General features: G+C 56.9%; 13 protein-coding genes and 4 pseudogenes. 9 read left to right on the top strand and 8 right to left on the bottom strand.

Annotated elements, in window-relative coordinates; translation table 11 throughout:
* Positions 1-466 (top strand): annotated as a pseudogene (locus tag E4P82_RS04465) (IS701 family transposase); the annotation flags it as partial.
* A gap of 91 nt (positions 467-557) precedes the next feature.
* On the opposite strand, the gene E4P82_RS04460 reads toward E4P82_RS04465, so the two are convergent.
* Complete coding sequence (locus E4P82_RS04460) at positions 558-1,394, bottom strand: SDR family oxidoreductase (RefSeq protein ID WP_169247760.1); 837 nt, start codon at positions 1,392-1,394, stop codon at positions 558-560.
* 147 nt (positions 1,395-1,541) lie between these two features.
* On the opposite strand from E4P82_RS04460, the gene E4P82_RS04455 reads away from it, so the two are divergent.
* A complete protein-coding gene (locus tag E4P82_RS04455) occupies positions 1,542-1,748 on the top strand; it encodes an FAD-dependent oxidoreductase (RefSeq protein WP_169247759.1) in 207 nt (68 codons plus the stop codon).
* Positions 1,693-2,748: a protoporphyrinogen/coproporphyrinogen oxidase gene (locus tag E4P82_RS04450; RefSeq protein WP_169247758.1), complete on the top strand. Its 1,056-nt coding sequence runs from the start codon at positions 1,693-1,695 to the stop codon at positions 2,746-2,748. The genes E4P82_RS04455 and E4P82_RS04450 overlap by 56 nt, the downstream gene beginning before the upstream one ends.
* A 59-nt stretch (positions 2,749-2,807) precedes the next feature.
* Here the strand turns inward: E4P82_RS04450 and E4P82_RS04445 are convergent, their stop codons facing one another.
* Positions 2,808-3,287, bottom strand: coding sequence for a hypothetical protein (locus tag E4P82_RS04445; protein ID WP_169247757.1), 480 nt, complete (start codon positions 3,285-3,287; stop codon positions 2,808-2,810).
* Positions 3,288-3,448: 161 nt separating this feature from the next.
* Between E4P82_RS04445 and E4P82_RS04440 the strand changes: the two genes are divergently transcribed.
* Positions 3,449-4,402 (top strand): acetylxylan esterase, encoded by a 954-nt coding sequence (locus E4P82_RS04440; protein ID WP_169247756.1) that lies wholly within the window; start codon positions 3,449-3,451, stop codon positions 4,400-4,402.
* Between the two features lie 128 nt (positions 4,403-4,530).
* Positions 4,531-5,260, top strand: a pseudogene (locus E4P82_RS04435) (esterase family protein).
* Between the two features lie 34 nt (positions 5,261-5,294).
* On the opposite strand, the gene feoB reads toward E4P82_RS04435, so the two are convergent.
* The 6 genes and pseudogenes from feoB to E4P82_RS04405 form a co-directional block, all read right to left on the bottom strand.
* Positions 5,295-7,082, bottom strand: a complete 1,788-nt coding sequence (feoB, locus tag E4P82_RS04430; protein WP_169247755.1) for a ferrous iron transport protein B — start codon at positions 7,080-7,082, stop codon at positions 5,295-5,297.
* Entirely contained in the window at positions 7,079-7,315 is a 237-nt protein-coding gene (locus tag E4P82_RS04425; protein WP_169247754.1) for a FeoA family protein, read from the bottom strand. The genes feoB and E4P82_RS04425 overlap by 4 nt, the downstream gene beginning before the upstream one ends.
* 135 nt (positions 7,316-7,450) lie before the next feature.
* Positions 7,451-7,960 carry a hypothetical protein gene (locus E4P82_RS04420; RefSeq protein ID WP_169247753.1) on the bottom strand — a complete coding sequence of 170 codons (510 nt, stop codon included), beginning with the start codon at positions 7,958-7,960 and terminating at the stop codon, positions 7,451-7,453.
* Positions 7,961-8,199: 239 nt separating this feature from the next.
* The gene (gene grxD / locus E4P82_RS04415; protein WP_169247752.1) at positions 8,200-8,547 is read right to left on the bottom strand and encodes a Grx4 family monothiol glutaredoxin; all 348 of its coding nucleotides are present in this window, start codon (positions 8,545-8,547) and stop codon (positions 8,200-8,202) included.
* A 123-nt stretch (positions 8,548-8,670) separates the two neighbouring features.
* Positions 8,671-10,468: pseudogene (locus E4P82_RS04410) on the bottom strand (N-acetylglutaminylglutamine amidotransferase).
* A 38-nt stretch (positions 10,469-10,506) separates the two neighbouring features.
* Positions 10,507-10,869, bottom strand: a complete 363-nt coding sequence (locus E4P82_RS04405; RefSeq protein ID WP_169247751.1) for a BON domain-containing protein — start codon at positions 10,867-10,869, stop codon at positions 10,507-10,509.
* A 262-nt stretch (positions 10,870-11,131) separates the two neighbouring features.
* Between E4P82_RS04405 and E4P82_RS04400 the strand changes: the two are divergent.
* From E4P82_RS04400 to E4P82_RS04385, 4 genes and pseudogenes are all read left to right on the top strand, one after another.
* Positions 11,132-11,708: pseudogene (locus E4P82_RS04400) on the top strand (superoxide dismutase).
* A gap of 660 nt (positions 11,709-12,368) precedes the next feature.
* Positions 12,369-13,325 carry a hypothetical protein gene (locus E4P82_RS04395; protein WP_169247750.1) on the top strand — a complete coding sequence of 319 codons (957 nt, stop codon included), beginning with the start codon at positions 12,369-12,371 and terminating at the stop codon, positions 13,323-13,325.
* A complete protein-coding gene (locus tag E4P82_RS04390; protein WP_312914115.1) occupies positions 13,325-13,786 on the top strand; it encodes a GTP-binding protein in 462 nt (153 codons plus the stop codon). Before E4P82_RS04395 ends, E4P82_RS04390 begins: the two co-directional genes overlap by 1 nt.
* 438 nt (positions 13,787-14,224) lie before the next feature.
* On the top strand, positions 14,225-14,629 hold the full coding sequence (locus tag E4P82_RS04385) for a roadblock/LC7 domain-containing protein (protein ID WP_169247749.1): 405 nt from the start codon (positions 14,225-14,227) through the stop codon (positions 14,627-14,629).
* The last annotated feature ends 45 nt before the right edge of the window (positions 14,630-14,674 follow it).

Raw genomic sequence — 14,674 nt, 5'->3', positions numbered from 1 at the left:
GTGGTTGACACGGCTGAAAGCCAACCGCTTGGTCAACCCCGACCGGACGGGGTTACGCCCGGTGGCTTATGTGGAAACAGCGGCGCAAGGGAAGATCGTCCATTTGAAAGGCTATGGTCCGATCCGCCTGTTCCTGATCGTCGCCCCAGACGGCGACAAGGCATACTGGGCAACCAATGACCTGAACATGACCGCGCTGACCCGAGTCCGTTTCGCCGGTTATGCCTGGACCGTCGAACACTATCATCGTGGGATCAAACAGTATTGTGGCGTGGAACGCGCTCAGGTGCGCGCCGCTCGCGCCCAACGGAACCACATCGGTTTGGCGCTACGTGCCTTCTTGCGCCTGGAGCGGCATTGCCATCACGCGGGAATCAGTGGGTTCGAAGCCAAGACCACCATCATCCGATCCGCCGTACAAGCCTATCTGACTAATCCACTTTACACATTACCCCCAACTGCGTAACTCCTAACCCCTATATCTTGTGGTTTCCACGGGAGATCTCATAGAGCCTTCCATGATTCGGTAACGAACCGGGAAAGATCGTGACCCAGAGTCATGCTGAGGATTTTCCAGCCTTCGCCATCTCCGTCATGATCAACTGGGTCCACGCCCCGGAACCGGGCAAGTTCTGGCCGCCGTCGGCGACCACCAGCGTACCGGTGATATAGGACGCCAGCGGCGAGGCCAGGAATACGCTCAACTGGCCGATATCGTCCGGCGTGCCGAAGCGGCCCAGCGGAATCGCCTGTTTCAGGGCGTCGGCACTGCCTTCCGGCACTAGCCGCCGTACCCCCTCGGTACCCTCGATCGGGCCGGGCGCGATGCTGTTGCAGCGAATGCCGAACCGGCCCCATTCCAGCGCCAGGTTGCGCATCATGTTGTCGATACCGGCCTTGGCGGCGCCGACATGGGCTTGAAAAGCATACGGCATGAACGCCATGCCAGCGGAAATGAAGATGATGTTGCCCCGAGTTTCCTGGAGTTGCTCGAACGCCGCCCGACAGGTGTGAAAACTGCCCAGCAGATCAATGTCCACCACTGACTTGAAGCCGTTGGGGCTGATCTGTTCGGCGGGTAGGGGGAAGTTGCCGGCCGCGCCGCAGATCAGGGTATGAATCGGTCCCAGTTCCTCGCGAGCGTCCCGCATGGCCTTTTCCAACGCGGGGTAATCGCGCACGTCGGCGGCATGGGTCGAGACTCGCGCGCCGAGTGCGCGCAGTTCCGCCGCCGCCGCGTTCAGCTTGTCTTGCGAGCGGCCGAGGATGCCAAGATCGGCACCGACCGCCGCGAAGTTGCGGGCGATGCCGAGATTGATGCCGCTGCCGCCGCCGGTGATGAACACGGTCTTGCCTTGGAATAGATCGTGAGCGAAACAAGAGCGGATGTTCATGATGTTCTCCTGAGTTGGAGTGTGATAAGCCCTTAAAATCAAAGCAAGATTGGATCGACCAACCTGTCACGGTTTGGTTGACTTGACCGTTGCTGCACCCTTGTCGAAAATCGCCGTTCGAGTGTTTATCCCTACCGGAGTTCGTTTATGGCCGACCGCGATCTATTGATTATAGGAGCCGGTATCAGCGGCTTGAGCATGGCCCATTACGCCGCCGCCGCTGGCCTGAACGTGCTGGTGTTGGAGCGGGAAGACCGGGTGGGGGGGATGCCTGCACTCGCATCGTTTCGGCGGCGAGATGGACGGGTTCTGGCTGGAGTTGGGCGCGCACAGCGGTTTCAATTCCTACGGTAATCTGTTGGCGATTCTGGAACGGGTCGGGTTGCTGAGCCGATTGCAACGCCGAGTCAGGGTCGGGTTCCGATTGTTGGTCGGCGGCGCGGTCAAAAGCATTCCTTCCCAGTTGTACTTCCCGGCACTGGCGCTGGCCCCGGTTCGCATGCTCGGCCTGATCAAAACCGGACGCACCGTCGCCGAGTACTACGGCCACATCGTCGGCCGCCGCAATTACGCGGCGGTGTTCGAGCCGGCCTTCGACGCGGTGATTTGTCAGCCGGCCGGCGAGTTTCCCGCCGACAGCCTGTTTCAACCCCGGCCCCGGCGCAAGGATGTACCACGCGGTTTCACGCTGCCCGGCGGACTGCAAACCATCGCCGACACCCTGGCTGGGCAAATGGGCTTCTCCGTCGAACTCGGGCAAAGCGCGCGGGAGATTCGGCGCGATGGTAAGGGTTGGGTCGTTCGTACCGATCGCAGCGAGTACGGCGCCCGCGCGCTGTGTCTGGCCACGCCGGTGGCAACGGCGACCCAACTGCTGCACGCGCCGTTTCCCGAGGTCGCCGGGCGACTGGCGGAGATCGAGACCGCCCAGGTCGAATCGGTTGGCGTGGCGTTGCCGGCCGCGCGCTTATCCCTACCGCCGGTGGCGGGGTTGATCGGCCGAGGCGAGCCGTTTTACTCGATGGTGTCGCGCGATACCGTGTCCGATGCCCACTGGCGAGGTTTTACCTTCCACTTCCGGCCCGGCGTATTGGGCGAAGAACAGAAGCTCGAACGAATCGCCCAAGTGCTCGGCATCGATCAAGCCCTGCTTGAATCCGGGAACATCGTGTCGAAGCTCAACCAATTGCCCGCGCTGCGGGTCGGTCATGGTGAACGGGCCAAAGAGCTGAACCAGGCATTGGCCGGACATCGCTTGGCGCTGGTCGGCAATTACTTCAACGGAGTGGCGATCGAGGATTGCGTGACCCGCTCGCGAACGGAGTTCGAGCGGTTACGAGGCGAGGGATTGTGAACGGTTTGAGCCGGACCCGGGCGCGAGTCGCGCCGGTCGGGTCCACTCGATCAAGCGGATTAAAAGTTGGGAAAAACCGTGGACGTTTCGCCGGCCGGGACGAAGAGATTTTCGCCAGTCGACCAGACATCGTCGTTAATCAGGAATTTGCAGGCGACCGCACCCTTTTTGAGATCATTGTTGGTCCACACCCAAACGTCGTTCTCGACGTTTTTCATTTCCACGCCGGTTTCCCAACTGAGGCCGGCGCCCTCGCCACGGATGAACAGCTTATTGCCGAATCCGACATCGTATTTGGCGACGACAACCGTGGCGGTTGAGTCGATGGCCTTTTTGGCCGTAGCCGTGGCTTTGGCGGGCGCGGCTGGGGCTTTGGTGGCTTTGGTGGATGCCGGTTTCGCGGTGGGTTTTGGCGCCTCGGCCTTGGCGGGGGTTACGGATGCGGCAGGTGTTGCGGCGGCGGCTGCCGTGGTCGGTTTGGTGGTTTTCTTGGGGTCCTTGTTGACCGGAGTGCTGGTCGGCTCTTTCTTCTTCGGCATGAATCGATCCTCTGGTGAGTAGTTTGATTACGAAAATACGGTTTGCCATCATGGCGACTTTTTGAGTCTAACCCAAGCGCGAACGAGTCTCCAACTGACTGACAGCTTGGAATAGTGTGGATTATCGTGCGCCATTTTTAAATCCAACTTGAGCCAGCCGCATGCTTCAACACGGTTTTTTCTTCGATCCGACCCATGGCTACGATCTTGCCACCTTGCTGGCGGTGACACCACCGGCCGAGTCACCCGATTTCGCCAGTTTCTGGCGAAGCTTGTACGCCCGTGCTCGCGAGGTCACGGTTGCGCCGATATTGCGGGAGGTTCCCAGTCCACACCCGCGTATCCATATGTTCGAGCTGGAATTCACATCGCTGAACGGGTTTTTGGTCAAGGGCTGGTTGACCCGGCCGCGCGATGCGCCCGTCGAACGCGGCGTCGTGGTTGGTCACGGTTATGGCGGTCGGGATGGCCCGGATTTTCATCTGCCCATCCCTCGGGCGGCGATGCTGTTTCCCTGTGCCCGAGGCATTTCCCGCAGTGCCTGCGCCGGGATTCCGGCGAACCCGGACGATCATGTGTTGCATGGGATCGGTGAGCGGGATACTTACGTGCACGGCGCTTGCGCGGCCGATACCGTGTGGTGCGCGGCTTCGGCGCTCCTGGAGCTGTTTCCCACGGCGGCGCGGCGGTTGGAGTATTTGGGGATCAGTTTCGGTGGCGGCATCGGCGCGCTGGCCTTGCCGTGGGACGAACGGTTTCATCGAGCCCATCTGAACGTGCCTAGTTTCGGCCATCATCCGCTGCGGCTGGGGATGCCCTGCGTGGGTAGCGGCGAGGCGGTCCGTCGCCACCAGCGGCGGACTGGCCAGGTCCTGGATACACTGCGCTACTTTGACGCCGCCGTTGCCGCGCGCCATTTACGCATCCCCATGCACGTCGCCGCCGCTCGCTTCGATCCGGCGGTGCCGCCGCCCGGCCAGTTCGCGGTTTATAACGCGCTCGCCGGTCCCAAGGAGCTGTTCGTGCTGCGGGCGGGCCACTTCGATCACGCTGGCACGATCGTCGAGGACCGACGCTTGCTGGATGCGCTGGCGTACTTCTTCAACCGCGATTGAGCCACGCCGGGCGGCTGGAGACGATGGGCGCTCCACACCGCGCGGACCTGTCATTCCTCTTTCATACGCATGTCAAATTTCTGCGGTAAATTTCAACCAATTCAATTTGTTGAAATTGATCCGCAGGCATGAATCGAGAATATCACAAGTGGTATAGCCATCGACTGAACCGGGATATGGAACTGCTGGTCTTCGGCCACGCCGGAGCCAAGGTGCTGGTCTTTCCCACTCGTTGCGGCCGGTTTTACGAGTACGAGAATATGGGGCTGACCGAGGCGTTGCGCCACAAGATCGACCGGGGTTGGCTGCAGTTGTACTGTGTGGATAGCATCGACGAAGAAAGCTTCTACTGCTTCTGGAACCGGCCCTGGGATCGTGTCCACCGGCACATGCAGTATGAATCCTATCTGTTGAATGAAGTGCTGCCGCTGATGTGGGCGAAGAACGGCCACCCTTGCGTCATTGCGCACGGTTGCAGCTTCGGAGCATTCCATGCGGTCAACTTCGCCTTTCGTCATCCGCAGGTGTTTCACAAGGTGGTGGCGTTGAGCGGCCGCTTCGATCTGACCCAGCCGGTCGAGCACTTCCACAACCTGTTCGACGGTCATTACGACGAGCACGTTTACTTCAATACACCCAGCCACTTCGTGCCGAATCTGTCCGATCCGTATCTGCTGGATCGTCTGCGGCGTCTGGACGTGGTGCTGGCGATTGGCGATCGAGATCCGTTTCTGGACAATAATCGACAACTCAGCGAATCGCTGTGGCACAAAGGGGTCTGGAACGCCATGCATGTCTGGCAGGGGCGGGGCGCACAGCCCGAAGCATTGGCGCAAGATGGTGGAGCTTTATGTTTGAGCGCCAATGCCGGTCGATGGCGGGATCATAGAGGTCAATACCCCAGCAACCGCGCGCCCTGATAGAAGACGAAACTCAGCAGCCAGGCCAGCGCCAGCGACCAGGCGATGCTGACACCGGTGAAGGCCAGACTCTTGGATTCGCCGCGCAGAGTCGCTACCGTGGACAGGCAGGGAGTGTAGACCAACGTGAACAGCATGAAGCTGAACGCCTGCACCCAGTCCATGTGCTGGGCCGTCAATTGTGCCAGCGCGCTGCCTTGCACCCCGTAGACCACCGCCATCGCGCCCAGCACGATCTCCTTGGCGACGAAACCGAACAGCAGCACCACCGCCATCTGCTGGTCGATGCCGATCGGCCGCAGCAGCGGTTCCAGCCAGCCGCCGAACATTCCCGCCAGGGTTTCGGGACCACCAGCCGGCACGCCGGTGGGAAGGTGGGTCAGCAACCAGATCGCCACCACTCCCGCAACGATGAAGCGGGTGGCGCGACTGAGAAAATGGTGGATTTCGTGCCAGGCGCGCAGTACCACCTGCTGGAACGTCGGTAACCGGTAGGGCGGTAGCTCGATCAACAGCGGCTCGCCGCCGCCCAGCCGATTCTTGAACAGCAGGGCGGTGGCGAGGGCGATCAGGAAGCTGGTTGCATACAGCGTGAGTAGGACCAGCGGCGCTTCGGTCGGGCTGAACAATGCCGAGATCAGGAAGATGAAGACTTGCAGCCGGGCCGAGCACAGCGAAAAGGGGATGATGAGCATGGTCAGCAAGCGCAGGCCGCGCGCGCGTATCACCCGGGTGCCCATCAGCGCCGGCACGTTGCAGCCGAATCCCATCAACAGCATCACGAAGCCACGCCCGTCCAGACCGACTCGCGCCATCAACGCATCCATCAGAAAGGCGATGCGCGACAGGTAGCCACTGTCTTCGACCAGTGCCATGCCCAGAAAGAACAGCACGATTACCGGCACGAACGAAGCGACCGTGCCCAAGCCGTCGTACACGCCTTCCACCAACAGCCCGTACAGCCAGCCGGGCAGAATCGCCTGCAAATGCACCAGTCCCAACTCGCGGAACTGCTCCAGCAGCCAAGCCACCCCATCCTGCAGTGGTGTACCCAAAGTATAGACCGCCTGAAATAGCAGGAACAGGGCCAAGAAGAACAGCGGGACGCCAAGCACCGGGTGCAGGGCGAAGCGGTCGATGCGCTCGCTCAGGCCGTATTCCAGCACTCGCGGCATCTTGACGGAGCGGGCGATCAACTTCTCGGCTTCGGCGATCAGCGCCTCATCGGCGACGAAATCGGTTTGTGAGGTGGGGGAGGCGGTGGGGGCGTCCAGGCTCAGGACATGCCGCAGCGTCTCGCGGGCCTCCGGGAAGCCACGACCGTATTTGGCGCTGATGAAACAGACCGGACAGTCCAGCCCCGCCGCCAGCGCCGCCGCGTCGAAGCGGATGCCCAACTGTTCGGCTTCGTCGGTCATGTTCATGATCGCAACCGCCCTGAGTCCCAGCCGGCGCAGTTGCAGCGCCAGCGGCAGTTGCTGGTCGATCTGGGTGGCGTTCAGGATGATGCACAGCAGATCCACCGGGTTGTTCAGCAGAAAGCGCCGCACTACCTGCTCGTCCTCGGCGAATCCGTGCAGATCGTAAAGGCCGGGTAGGTCGACCACTTCGACCATCTCGGTACCGAGCAGGATCTTGGCGCTCAGCAGATCGACGGTAATACCCGGCCAGTTGCCGATGCGGGCGCCGGCGCCGGTCAGACGGTTGAAAAAGGTGGATTTTCCGGTGTTGGGCATCCCCAGCAGGGCGATGCGCTTCATCCCATGGCTCGAAGATGGATGAAAGCGGCGTCATGTCGGCGCAGCATCACGTTGACGCTGCCGATTCGGACTTGCAGTGGTCCGCCGAACAGTGCTTGGCGAATCAACCGCACTTCTCGGCCGATGCGAAAACCCAGGGCTTGTAGCCGCCAGCGGAATTGCTCCTCGGTTTCCACTTCTTCGATGACGCCACGCTGGCCGATCGCCAGTTCGGAAAGGCAGATCAAGTTCATGCAAGCACACCCCGCGAATGCGAATGATTCGTATTTTTCAATAAGTGTGCATAAACCGCAATGGTGTCGTGAGAATTTTGTGGGTAGGGATCGAAAAGACCCGCCGTGCACGGGTCTGAGTGTCGTGGCGCCCCTTCAGCGGTAGAGTTGGGATACGGGGGCAGGCGGCGGGTTGGGGAGCGGCGGTTCCAGGGATGGCCGAAGGGGTATTGGGTGATTGGCGAGCAAGGCACAACCGCGTCCGTAGTAGCGCTGCAAGTCTTGCCAGGTTTCGAAGGAATATTGATGACAATCGTATTCCCGGGCCGTGGCTTGGGTAGTAGCGTTTCCGGTTGGGTCCAGCACCGCAAGGGTATTGCCCGGCGTGGGCAGTTGCTGGGCATCCAGCAGGGCGACCGCCTGGTGGGTATAGGCGCCGTCCGCACGTTCGCCGATACCGATTCGGTATAGACGAAAATGTCGCATGCGCGCCATTCTCGGCAAATGGCGCAGCAAGCGGTTGGCCGCGCCGTCGCGCGGATCACCAAAAACGCCGTCGCTCAGTCCGAAGCGTATGTAGGCTGCGTCGATTCGAAGTAGCTCCCGCGCTTTGTCGGGTTCAAGGTTTTCGAACCGGGAGGCGATCTGCTGTAGATAACTGGGCATGATTTCTCGACCTCGTTCGACCGTGACCAAGGATCGACGCCTTCCCGGAACAAAGACCGAGCCTGAAAAGGCGGATTCAAGCCGGCTTGTGAATTCGAGGAGCCTGATCACGGAGCTTGGATAGTCATTATTGTAGTATTCATGGAGCGGCTGTATAGGTTTGAACAATAAAATATTTCGTATTGCACAATCACAAAAAAAGCCCGGCGGAGCCGGGCGGGGTGGGCGGAAAAATTGATTCAGGCGGACGGCGTGTCAGTCACGGTATTGGATTTGCCGACGGCTTCTTCCATCAGTTTTTGCAGTTCGCCGCTCTGGTAAAGCTCCAAGGTGATGTCGCAACCGCCGATCAGTTCGCCGCCGACATAGATCTGGGGAAAAGTGGGCCAGTCGGCATAGCGCGGCAAGTTATCGAAAATCTCCGGGTCTTCCATTACGTTCACGTAGGCAAACGGCAGGCCGGTGGCCGCCAGCGCCTGGGTCGCGCGCTGCGAGAAACCGCAGCGCGGCATCTCCGGGGTGCCTTTCATGTAGATAACCACTGGATTGGATTCCACTTGCTGTTTGATCAGTTCCAAGACGTCCATTGCATGACCTCGGGTTAGAGAGTGATTCGGCAAGAAAACGGCATTGCTATCCTGGATGGATATACGCGATTTTAGACCGGCGGCGCGCGAGAGGTTGCATGGCGGGTATCCGATTGGGAGAGATCAGGGCACGTCGTTCCGGCCAACCGAATCCACATTCAGTTGCAGCCACAGTTCCAGCAGTGCCGCATGCCACAGCTTGCTGCCCAGCAGTCGGGTCAGGTGCGCTTCCGGTTCGGCCAGTAGCTGATCCAGATAGTCACGCTGGAACAGGCCGCGCTCCCGACAGGCGCGCGAGTCGAGGATGTCGCGCATGAATGCCAGAAATGGCCCACGCACGAACTTGAGCGCCGGCACCGGAAAATAACCCTTGGGCCGGTCGATCACCGCATCCGGCAGTAGTCCGCGAGCGATTTTTTTTCAGTACGTATTTGCCGCCGCCACCGATCTTCAATTCCGGCGGCAGTTGCATCGCCAGTTCCACCAGTTCGTGGTCCAGGAACGGCACTCGGGCTTCCAGCCCCCAGGCCATGGTCATGTTGTCCACGCGCTTGACCGGGTCATCCACGATCAGCGTGGTGACGTCCAGCCGCAGCACCCGGTCCAGGTATTCCTCGGCGCCGGGTTCCGCTAGCCGCTGGGAGATGAGTTGGGCGGTGTGGTCGGGGCCGTGGTAGGCCGGCGCGACCGTGGCCAGCCACTCGTCGTGATCGCGGTCGAAGTAGTGCCGTCGAAACCGCTCCAGGTTGTCGCCGGTCTCGGCGGCCATCCGTGGGTACCAGAAATAGCCGCCGAATACTTCATCGGCGCCTTGACCGCTTTGTACCACCTTGACCGCCTGGGAAACCTGTTCGGCCAGCAGGAAAAACGCCACCGCGTCCTGACCGACCATCGGCTCGGCCATGCAGGTGATCGCCTCGGGCAGGCGTTCGAGCACGCGGTCGTTGGGGATCAGGTATTTGTGATGGCGAGTCTGGTAACGGGCGACGACCTGGTCGGAATATTCGAACTCGCTACCTTTTTCTTCCGGCTGATCCTCGAAGCCGACCGAGAAGGTCCGCAGGTCGCGCACCCCGGATTCGGCCAGCAACGCCACCAGCAGGCTGGAATCTAGTCCGCCGGACAACAGCACGCCCACCGGCACGTCGGCGATATCCAGCCGTCGCCGCACCGCCAGCCGCAGCGCATCGTGCACGGCGTCGAGCCATTCCCGCTCGCCATGTGGCGTCTTTGGCCGTTCGGCGCGCAGCTGCCAGTAGACTCGGCTGGTTTCCCGGCCGTCGGCGGCGATGCTGAGCGTTGTCGCGGGCGCCAGCTTGCGGATGCCTTGCAGGATCGTGCGTGGCGCGGGGATGACCGCGTGCAGGGTCAACTGATGGTGCAGACCGATCGGGTCGATCGCCGTATCCACATCCGGTGCCTCCAGCAGAGCTTGACTGTTGGAGGCGAAACGGAAGGCGCGCGTAGTGCGGCTGTAATACAACGGCTTGATGCCCAGGCGGTCGCGCGCCAGAAACAGCGTGCGCTCGCGCAGGTTCCAAATGGCGAAAGCGAACATGCCGATGAGGTGCTCGGCACAGTACTCGCCCCATTCGGCGTAAGCCTTTAGGATGACTTCGGTATCCCCCTCGGAGAAAAAGTGGTAACCCTTGGCCAGCAGATCTCGCCGTAGTTCTCGATAGTTGTAAATGGTGCCATTGAATACCAGCGCCAGCCCCAGTTCAGGGTCCACCATGGGTTGGTTGGAGCGGTCGCTGAGATCGATCACCGACAACCGCCGGTGACCCAGCAACAGAGGACCATCGGACCAGGTGCCTTCGTGATCGGGGCCGCGCCGGGCCAGACGCCGCAGCATCCGCCCCATCAAGGCTCCATCCGGTTCGCCGCCGTCGAGGCGCAATTCACCGCCAATGCCGCACATGGAATCGTCGCGCTTGTGGGATGGGCCGGTATTTCGGCTTATTCGGGAATGTAGTCGATGCTGGACCAGACTACCCGATACACGCCGGGTGCCGCGCGGGCCAGCGACATGGCACGGTTGGCGGCGCGGGCGGTCAAGCGGCCGCTCATGCTGACGACACCCTGATCGGAAGTGACCGTGATACTGGCGTTCGACAATAGATCGTCCTGCTTAAAGGCATCCTTGATGGAGGCAGTGATTTCGGAATCGCTGACCTTAGGTCCACGGCGCGCATTGTCGCTGAGGCTGGTGCTGGTGCTGGCGCTGGTGCTGGTGTCACTGCTGGAGCCGCCACCCAGCCCGACGCAGGCGGTGAGGGTCAGGGCGGCGAGAAAAGCGAGAATGAGAGAGAGTTTATGCATTTGTTCGGTCTCCGTGGGCTGAAACGCAGGGCGTGCGGACCGACTTCGTACCAGTCCGGCGGCCGGTCTGGCGGCAAGAATAACACACCCCGCTTGGCTGAAACCCGCGTTGCATCGGTTGGAACCGGCGTCTAGACTAGCCCGGCTTTGCTGATCGGACCCCACACCGGCGGTAAAACTTTAATGCCTTCCCCATGCTCTAACCGGGCGCTGCGACCCTGAAGGCTTATCTGTCATCTACTGGATCAATGGAGAGACGACGATGGTTCATCAACTGCCCGAACTACCCTATGCCAAGAACGCGCTGGAGCCTCACATCTCGGCGGAAACCCTGGAATATCACTACGGCAAGCACCACCAGACCTACGTCACCAACCTCAACAACCTGATCAAGGGTACCGAATACGAAGAACTGCCGCTGGAGGCGATTATCCAGAAGTCGTCTGGAGGGCTGTTCAACAACGCCGCGCAGGTGTGGAATCACACTTTCTACTGGAATTGCCTGAAGCCCAACGGTGGCGGCGAGCCGACCGGAGCGCTGGCCGAGGCGATCAATAAAAAAATTTGGTTCACTGGCGGTGTTCAAGGAGGAATTCACCAAGGTTTCGGTCGGTACCTTCGGTTCCGGCTGGGGCTGGTTGGTCAAGAACGCGGACGGTTCGGTGGAACTGATGAGCACCAGCAACGCTGGTACGCCGATGACCTCTGGCAAGACCGCGCTGCTGACCTGCGATGTGTGGGAACACGCCTATTACATCGATTACCGCAACGCTCGTCCCAAGTACGTCGAAGCGTTCTGGAATTTGGTCAACTGGGATTTCGTCGCCAGCCAGTTCTGATTGAACGAGTTGAACGAGTGTGGTTGGGGTTAGGTGTATATCGGGCTTGCCTCAACCACCAAATGTTCCGTGTCGCCATTTAGTGGCTTTTCATGAAATTACATAAATTCTCAAATTTTTATACACATAGGCCATCCGATTAATGCTTGGCAGAATATATAACTTGTTGATTTTTTATTAAATTAAGCTCATATAGCAAGTAACCAGGTTTCAATATAAATCAATGAGTTAATGTTTATATTGTGTAACTTCTAAAGTTTAGGGTTTCGATTGTGTAGCTTATATTACAAAAAAAATGGATTTTTTTATAATTTCATGCCTATACTGAGCTGTAGATCCATGTGAATAGTGATACGAGTGCATTGCACACAAGCAAGATCAGTCGGTTAACGAACTCAGAATCCAGCGATTGGAGTTGAAGGATGAAGGGGGGTAGCGCAAATAACGATCCGCCTGCTGTCTTCACGGTTGAAGCCACCCCCGCTACTGAGATTCCCACCGAACATAGGCCGCGCGCTGGCGCTGCTGGGTCACCATGCCTTAACCGGTCACGCTAGCGGTTATTTTGAACACTTACATAGTTTACAACCTCATTTGTAACCACTGCCAATGCCACAAAGACTACAGCTTTTCACCAGCTATTTATCCCGTAGTAATGAGTTGACTCTGAAAGTATTTCTAGAGTTTACCAAAAATGATGAAGTGGCAAGCTGGGAGCATACCAACAACCTGGAGACGGCGGCGGCTTTGCTGGTCGATGCCGATAGTGAGGGGGGGCGCCTTCAATTGGAAGACTGGGCGCGTGAAAATAAGCGCCAAGTGTTAATCGCATTCAGTGGTAGGACTGAAGGCTTACCGGAAAAGGTTTTGGTCTTGCCTCGTCCATTGCGGTCTGCGGAGTTGGTGCCGGTTTTGCGGCAGGCTAGCAAGCAGTTTCTCGGTCGTGTTCCAGAACAAAAAGAGCAAGAATCTCCTCGGGTTTCTCAGTCTAGTGCACTGGACGAGAAAATTGATACTGCAAGTACTTCCGTGGGAGTTCGTCGGGTTTTGGAAGTTTTATATAACAATCATAATAAAATAATAAAAATTATCGATAGGGTTGGACGTTTCGTCATTTTCGATATAGAGCATCGCCGCTATTACACCACCAATCTTGTTCAAATGGAAATAGAGGATTTGCTTGCTTCTCCTGTTGAAAATATACAACTAGAAGAAGTTAATCATAATCAGCTTGCTAAAGCGATACAAAACCTTAAGGCACAAGATTTAGACGTGCCACTCTGGATAGCAGCCTTAGCCATATCTACTGGTCAGTTATTTGATGGCTTATCTCTTGCTGAATCCTATCGATTAAATCGCTGGCCCGATCTGAAGAAATTAGGCCAAGATCCCCTGCATTTGAAGCTTACGGCGTTGTTAAGACGTGGCGGCAATATCAGTTATTTTGCTGATCATCTTAAGGTTCCAATCGAAGATGTTATTGATTTTATTAATGCTTGCCGTACCTTGAGTTATTTGGAACAACAAGGGAAACCTGCCTCGGTACCTGAGAAAGAACCATCAAATACCGGCAAACGTAGCTTATTCAGTAGGATTCGTAGTCGATTGGGGATCTAATGAAACAAATTAAATTTATTTTTACCGGACCACCAGGGGCTGGAAAAACAACGGCGATCGCAACTATTAGCGAGTTCCCACCGGTTTCCACGGATGTGTTTTCCACTGATGGTTTGTCGAAGGTTAAGGAAAAAACAACGGTAGCCATGGATTTTGGACAAATTACTTTGGATAATGGGCAGAAAATTGGACTTTATGGAACTCCAGGCCAGAAACGCTTTAAGTTTATGTGGGATATTTTGGTACAAGGTGGTCTGGGTTTAATTGTTCTGGTCGATAATAGACGTCCAGAGCCTCTTAAAGATTTAGAAATGTATTTGGACAATTTTGCTGATTTTATTAACGAAACTGATGCGGTTATTGGTGTTACTTGTTCGGATATTAAAGACACTCCAAGCATCGATGATTATCAGGAATTTTTTGCAAAAGCGTGGCCAGGTTTTTCCAACCTTTGCTATTGATGCTCGCAATAAGGATGATGTGCTTTTTTTTGCTAAATGCTTTTATTGACATGTTTGGAACTTTCATGAGCTATGTACATCTTGGTTTCAGTGAATTCTTTGTTTTATTGTTGATATAGTATTCAAGATTGATATATGTGGACCATCTGATACGTGAATGCATAAGGTAGAATAACCCGCCATGAAGCTTACGAGAGATAAACTAAGCGCCTTGTTGGGGTTTAAAGGCCAGGATAAGGCTATCGGCTCAGAAAAAAAAACCTACCCATGCCTCCGAATCGCAGATGGATTTGAGCGAAAAAAGAACAAACAGATTCAATACAACCGACCGATATTGAACAAGCAAATGAGCAAGCTGATATAAGCGACTCTGCTCAGTTAGTTTCAGAGATTGAATCTGCAAGTGATGAAACTGAAGTAGAAACCCAGGAATCAGGCATGGAATACGAAGATACAATTGTTGTTAATTATACTAAAGAACAGTTGGCACAGAGTGAAGCAAAGCTTGCTGAGTTCATGAGTGCGTGTATTGGCGCTTATGGTGCGCTTATTTCAACAGTAGATGGTCATGAAATTGCGTATTCTCTAAAGCGAGACCTACCGACACACAAAATATCGACAATGAATAGCTCCTTGTTGGCGCTTGGCGAGAGCATCGCCAGAGAGTCTTTACAGCAGCTTTGTCAATTTGTTATTTTGGAAAACAGTGATGGTCGTGTCGTTTCTTTGCGCGTCAATGATATATTGATGCTGACCTGTATTTCCTCCAAGAGCACGAATCTTGGAATGTTGTTGAGTGCTGGTCGTAACACTGCGGATTCTTTGGCAAAGATACTGCCGTGAAAGTTGTAAGGTGTGTTTTAATAACCCTTTTTTAATAATGAGGAG

The sequence above is a fragment of the Candidatus Competibacter phosphatis genome (assembly GCF_012939995.1).
Taxonomy (GTDB): Bacteria; Pseudomonadota; Gammaproteobacteria; order Competibacterales; family Competibacteraceae; genus Competibacter; species Competibacter phosphatis.
This window is presented reverse-complemented; position numbering and strand designations above follow the sequence as displayed.

What these genes read in the sequence shown, in the direction of transcription:
- E4P82_RS04460 (WP_169247760.1), bottom strand. Translation starts at nt 1,394, where the DNA reads ATGAACATCCGCTCTTGTTTCGCTCACGATCTATTCCAAGGCAAGACC.
- E4P82_RS04455 (WP_169247759.1), top strand. Translation starts at nt 1,542, where the DNA reads ATGGCCGACCGCGATCTATTGATTATAGGAGCCGGTATCAGCGGCTTG.
- E4P82_RS04450 (WP_169247758.1), top strand. Translation starts at nt 1,693, where the DNA reads ATGGACGGGTTCTGGCTGGAGTTGGGCGCGCACAGCGGTTTCAATTCC.
- E4P82_RS04445 (WP_169247757.1), bottom strand. Translation starts at nt 3,287, where the DNA reads ATGCCGAAGAAGAAAGAGCCGACCAGCACTCCGGTCAACAAGGACCCC.
- E4P82_RS04440 (WP_169247756.1), top strand. Translation starts at nt 3,449, where the DNA reads ATGCTTCAACACGGTTTTTTCTTCGATCCGACCCATGGCTACGATCTT.
- feoB (WP_169247755.1), bottom strand. Translation starts at nt 7,082, where the DNA reads ATGAAGCGCATCGCCCTGCTGGGGATGCCCAACACCGGAAAATCCACC.
- E4P82_RS04425 (WP_169247754.1), bottom strand. Translation starts at nt 7,315, where the DNA reads ATGAACTTGATCTGCCTTTCCGAACTGGCGATCGGCCAGCGTGGCGTC.
- E4P82_RS04420 (WP_169247753.1), bottom strand. Translation starts at nt 7,960, where the DNA reads ATGCCCAGTTATCTACAGCAGATCGCCTCCCGGTTCGAAAACCTTGAA.
- grxD (WP_169247752.1), bottom strand. Translation starts at nt 8,547, where the DNA reads ATGGACGTCTTGGAACTGATCAAACAGCAAGTGGAATCCAATCCAGTG.
- E4P82_RS04405 (WP_169247751.1), bottom strand. Translation starts at nt 10,869, where the DNA reads ATGCATAAACTCTCTCTCATTCTCGCTTTTCTCGCCGCCCTGACCCTC.
- E4P82_RS04390 (WP_312914115.1), top strand. Translation starts at nt 13,325, where the DNA reads ATGAAACAAATTAAATTTATTTTTACCGGACCACCAGGGGCTGGAAAA.
- E4P82_RS04385 (WP_169247749.1), top strand. Translation starts at nt 14,225, where the DNA reads ATGGAATACGAAGATACAATTGTTGTTAATTATACTAAAGAACAGTTG.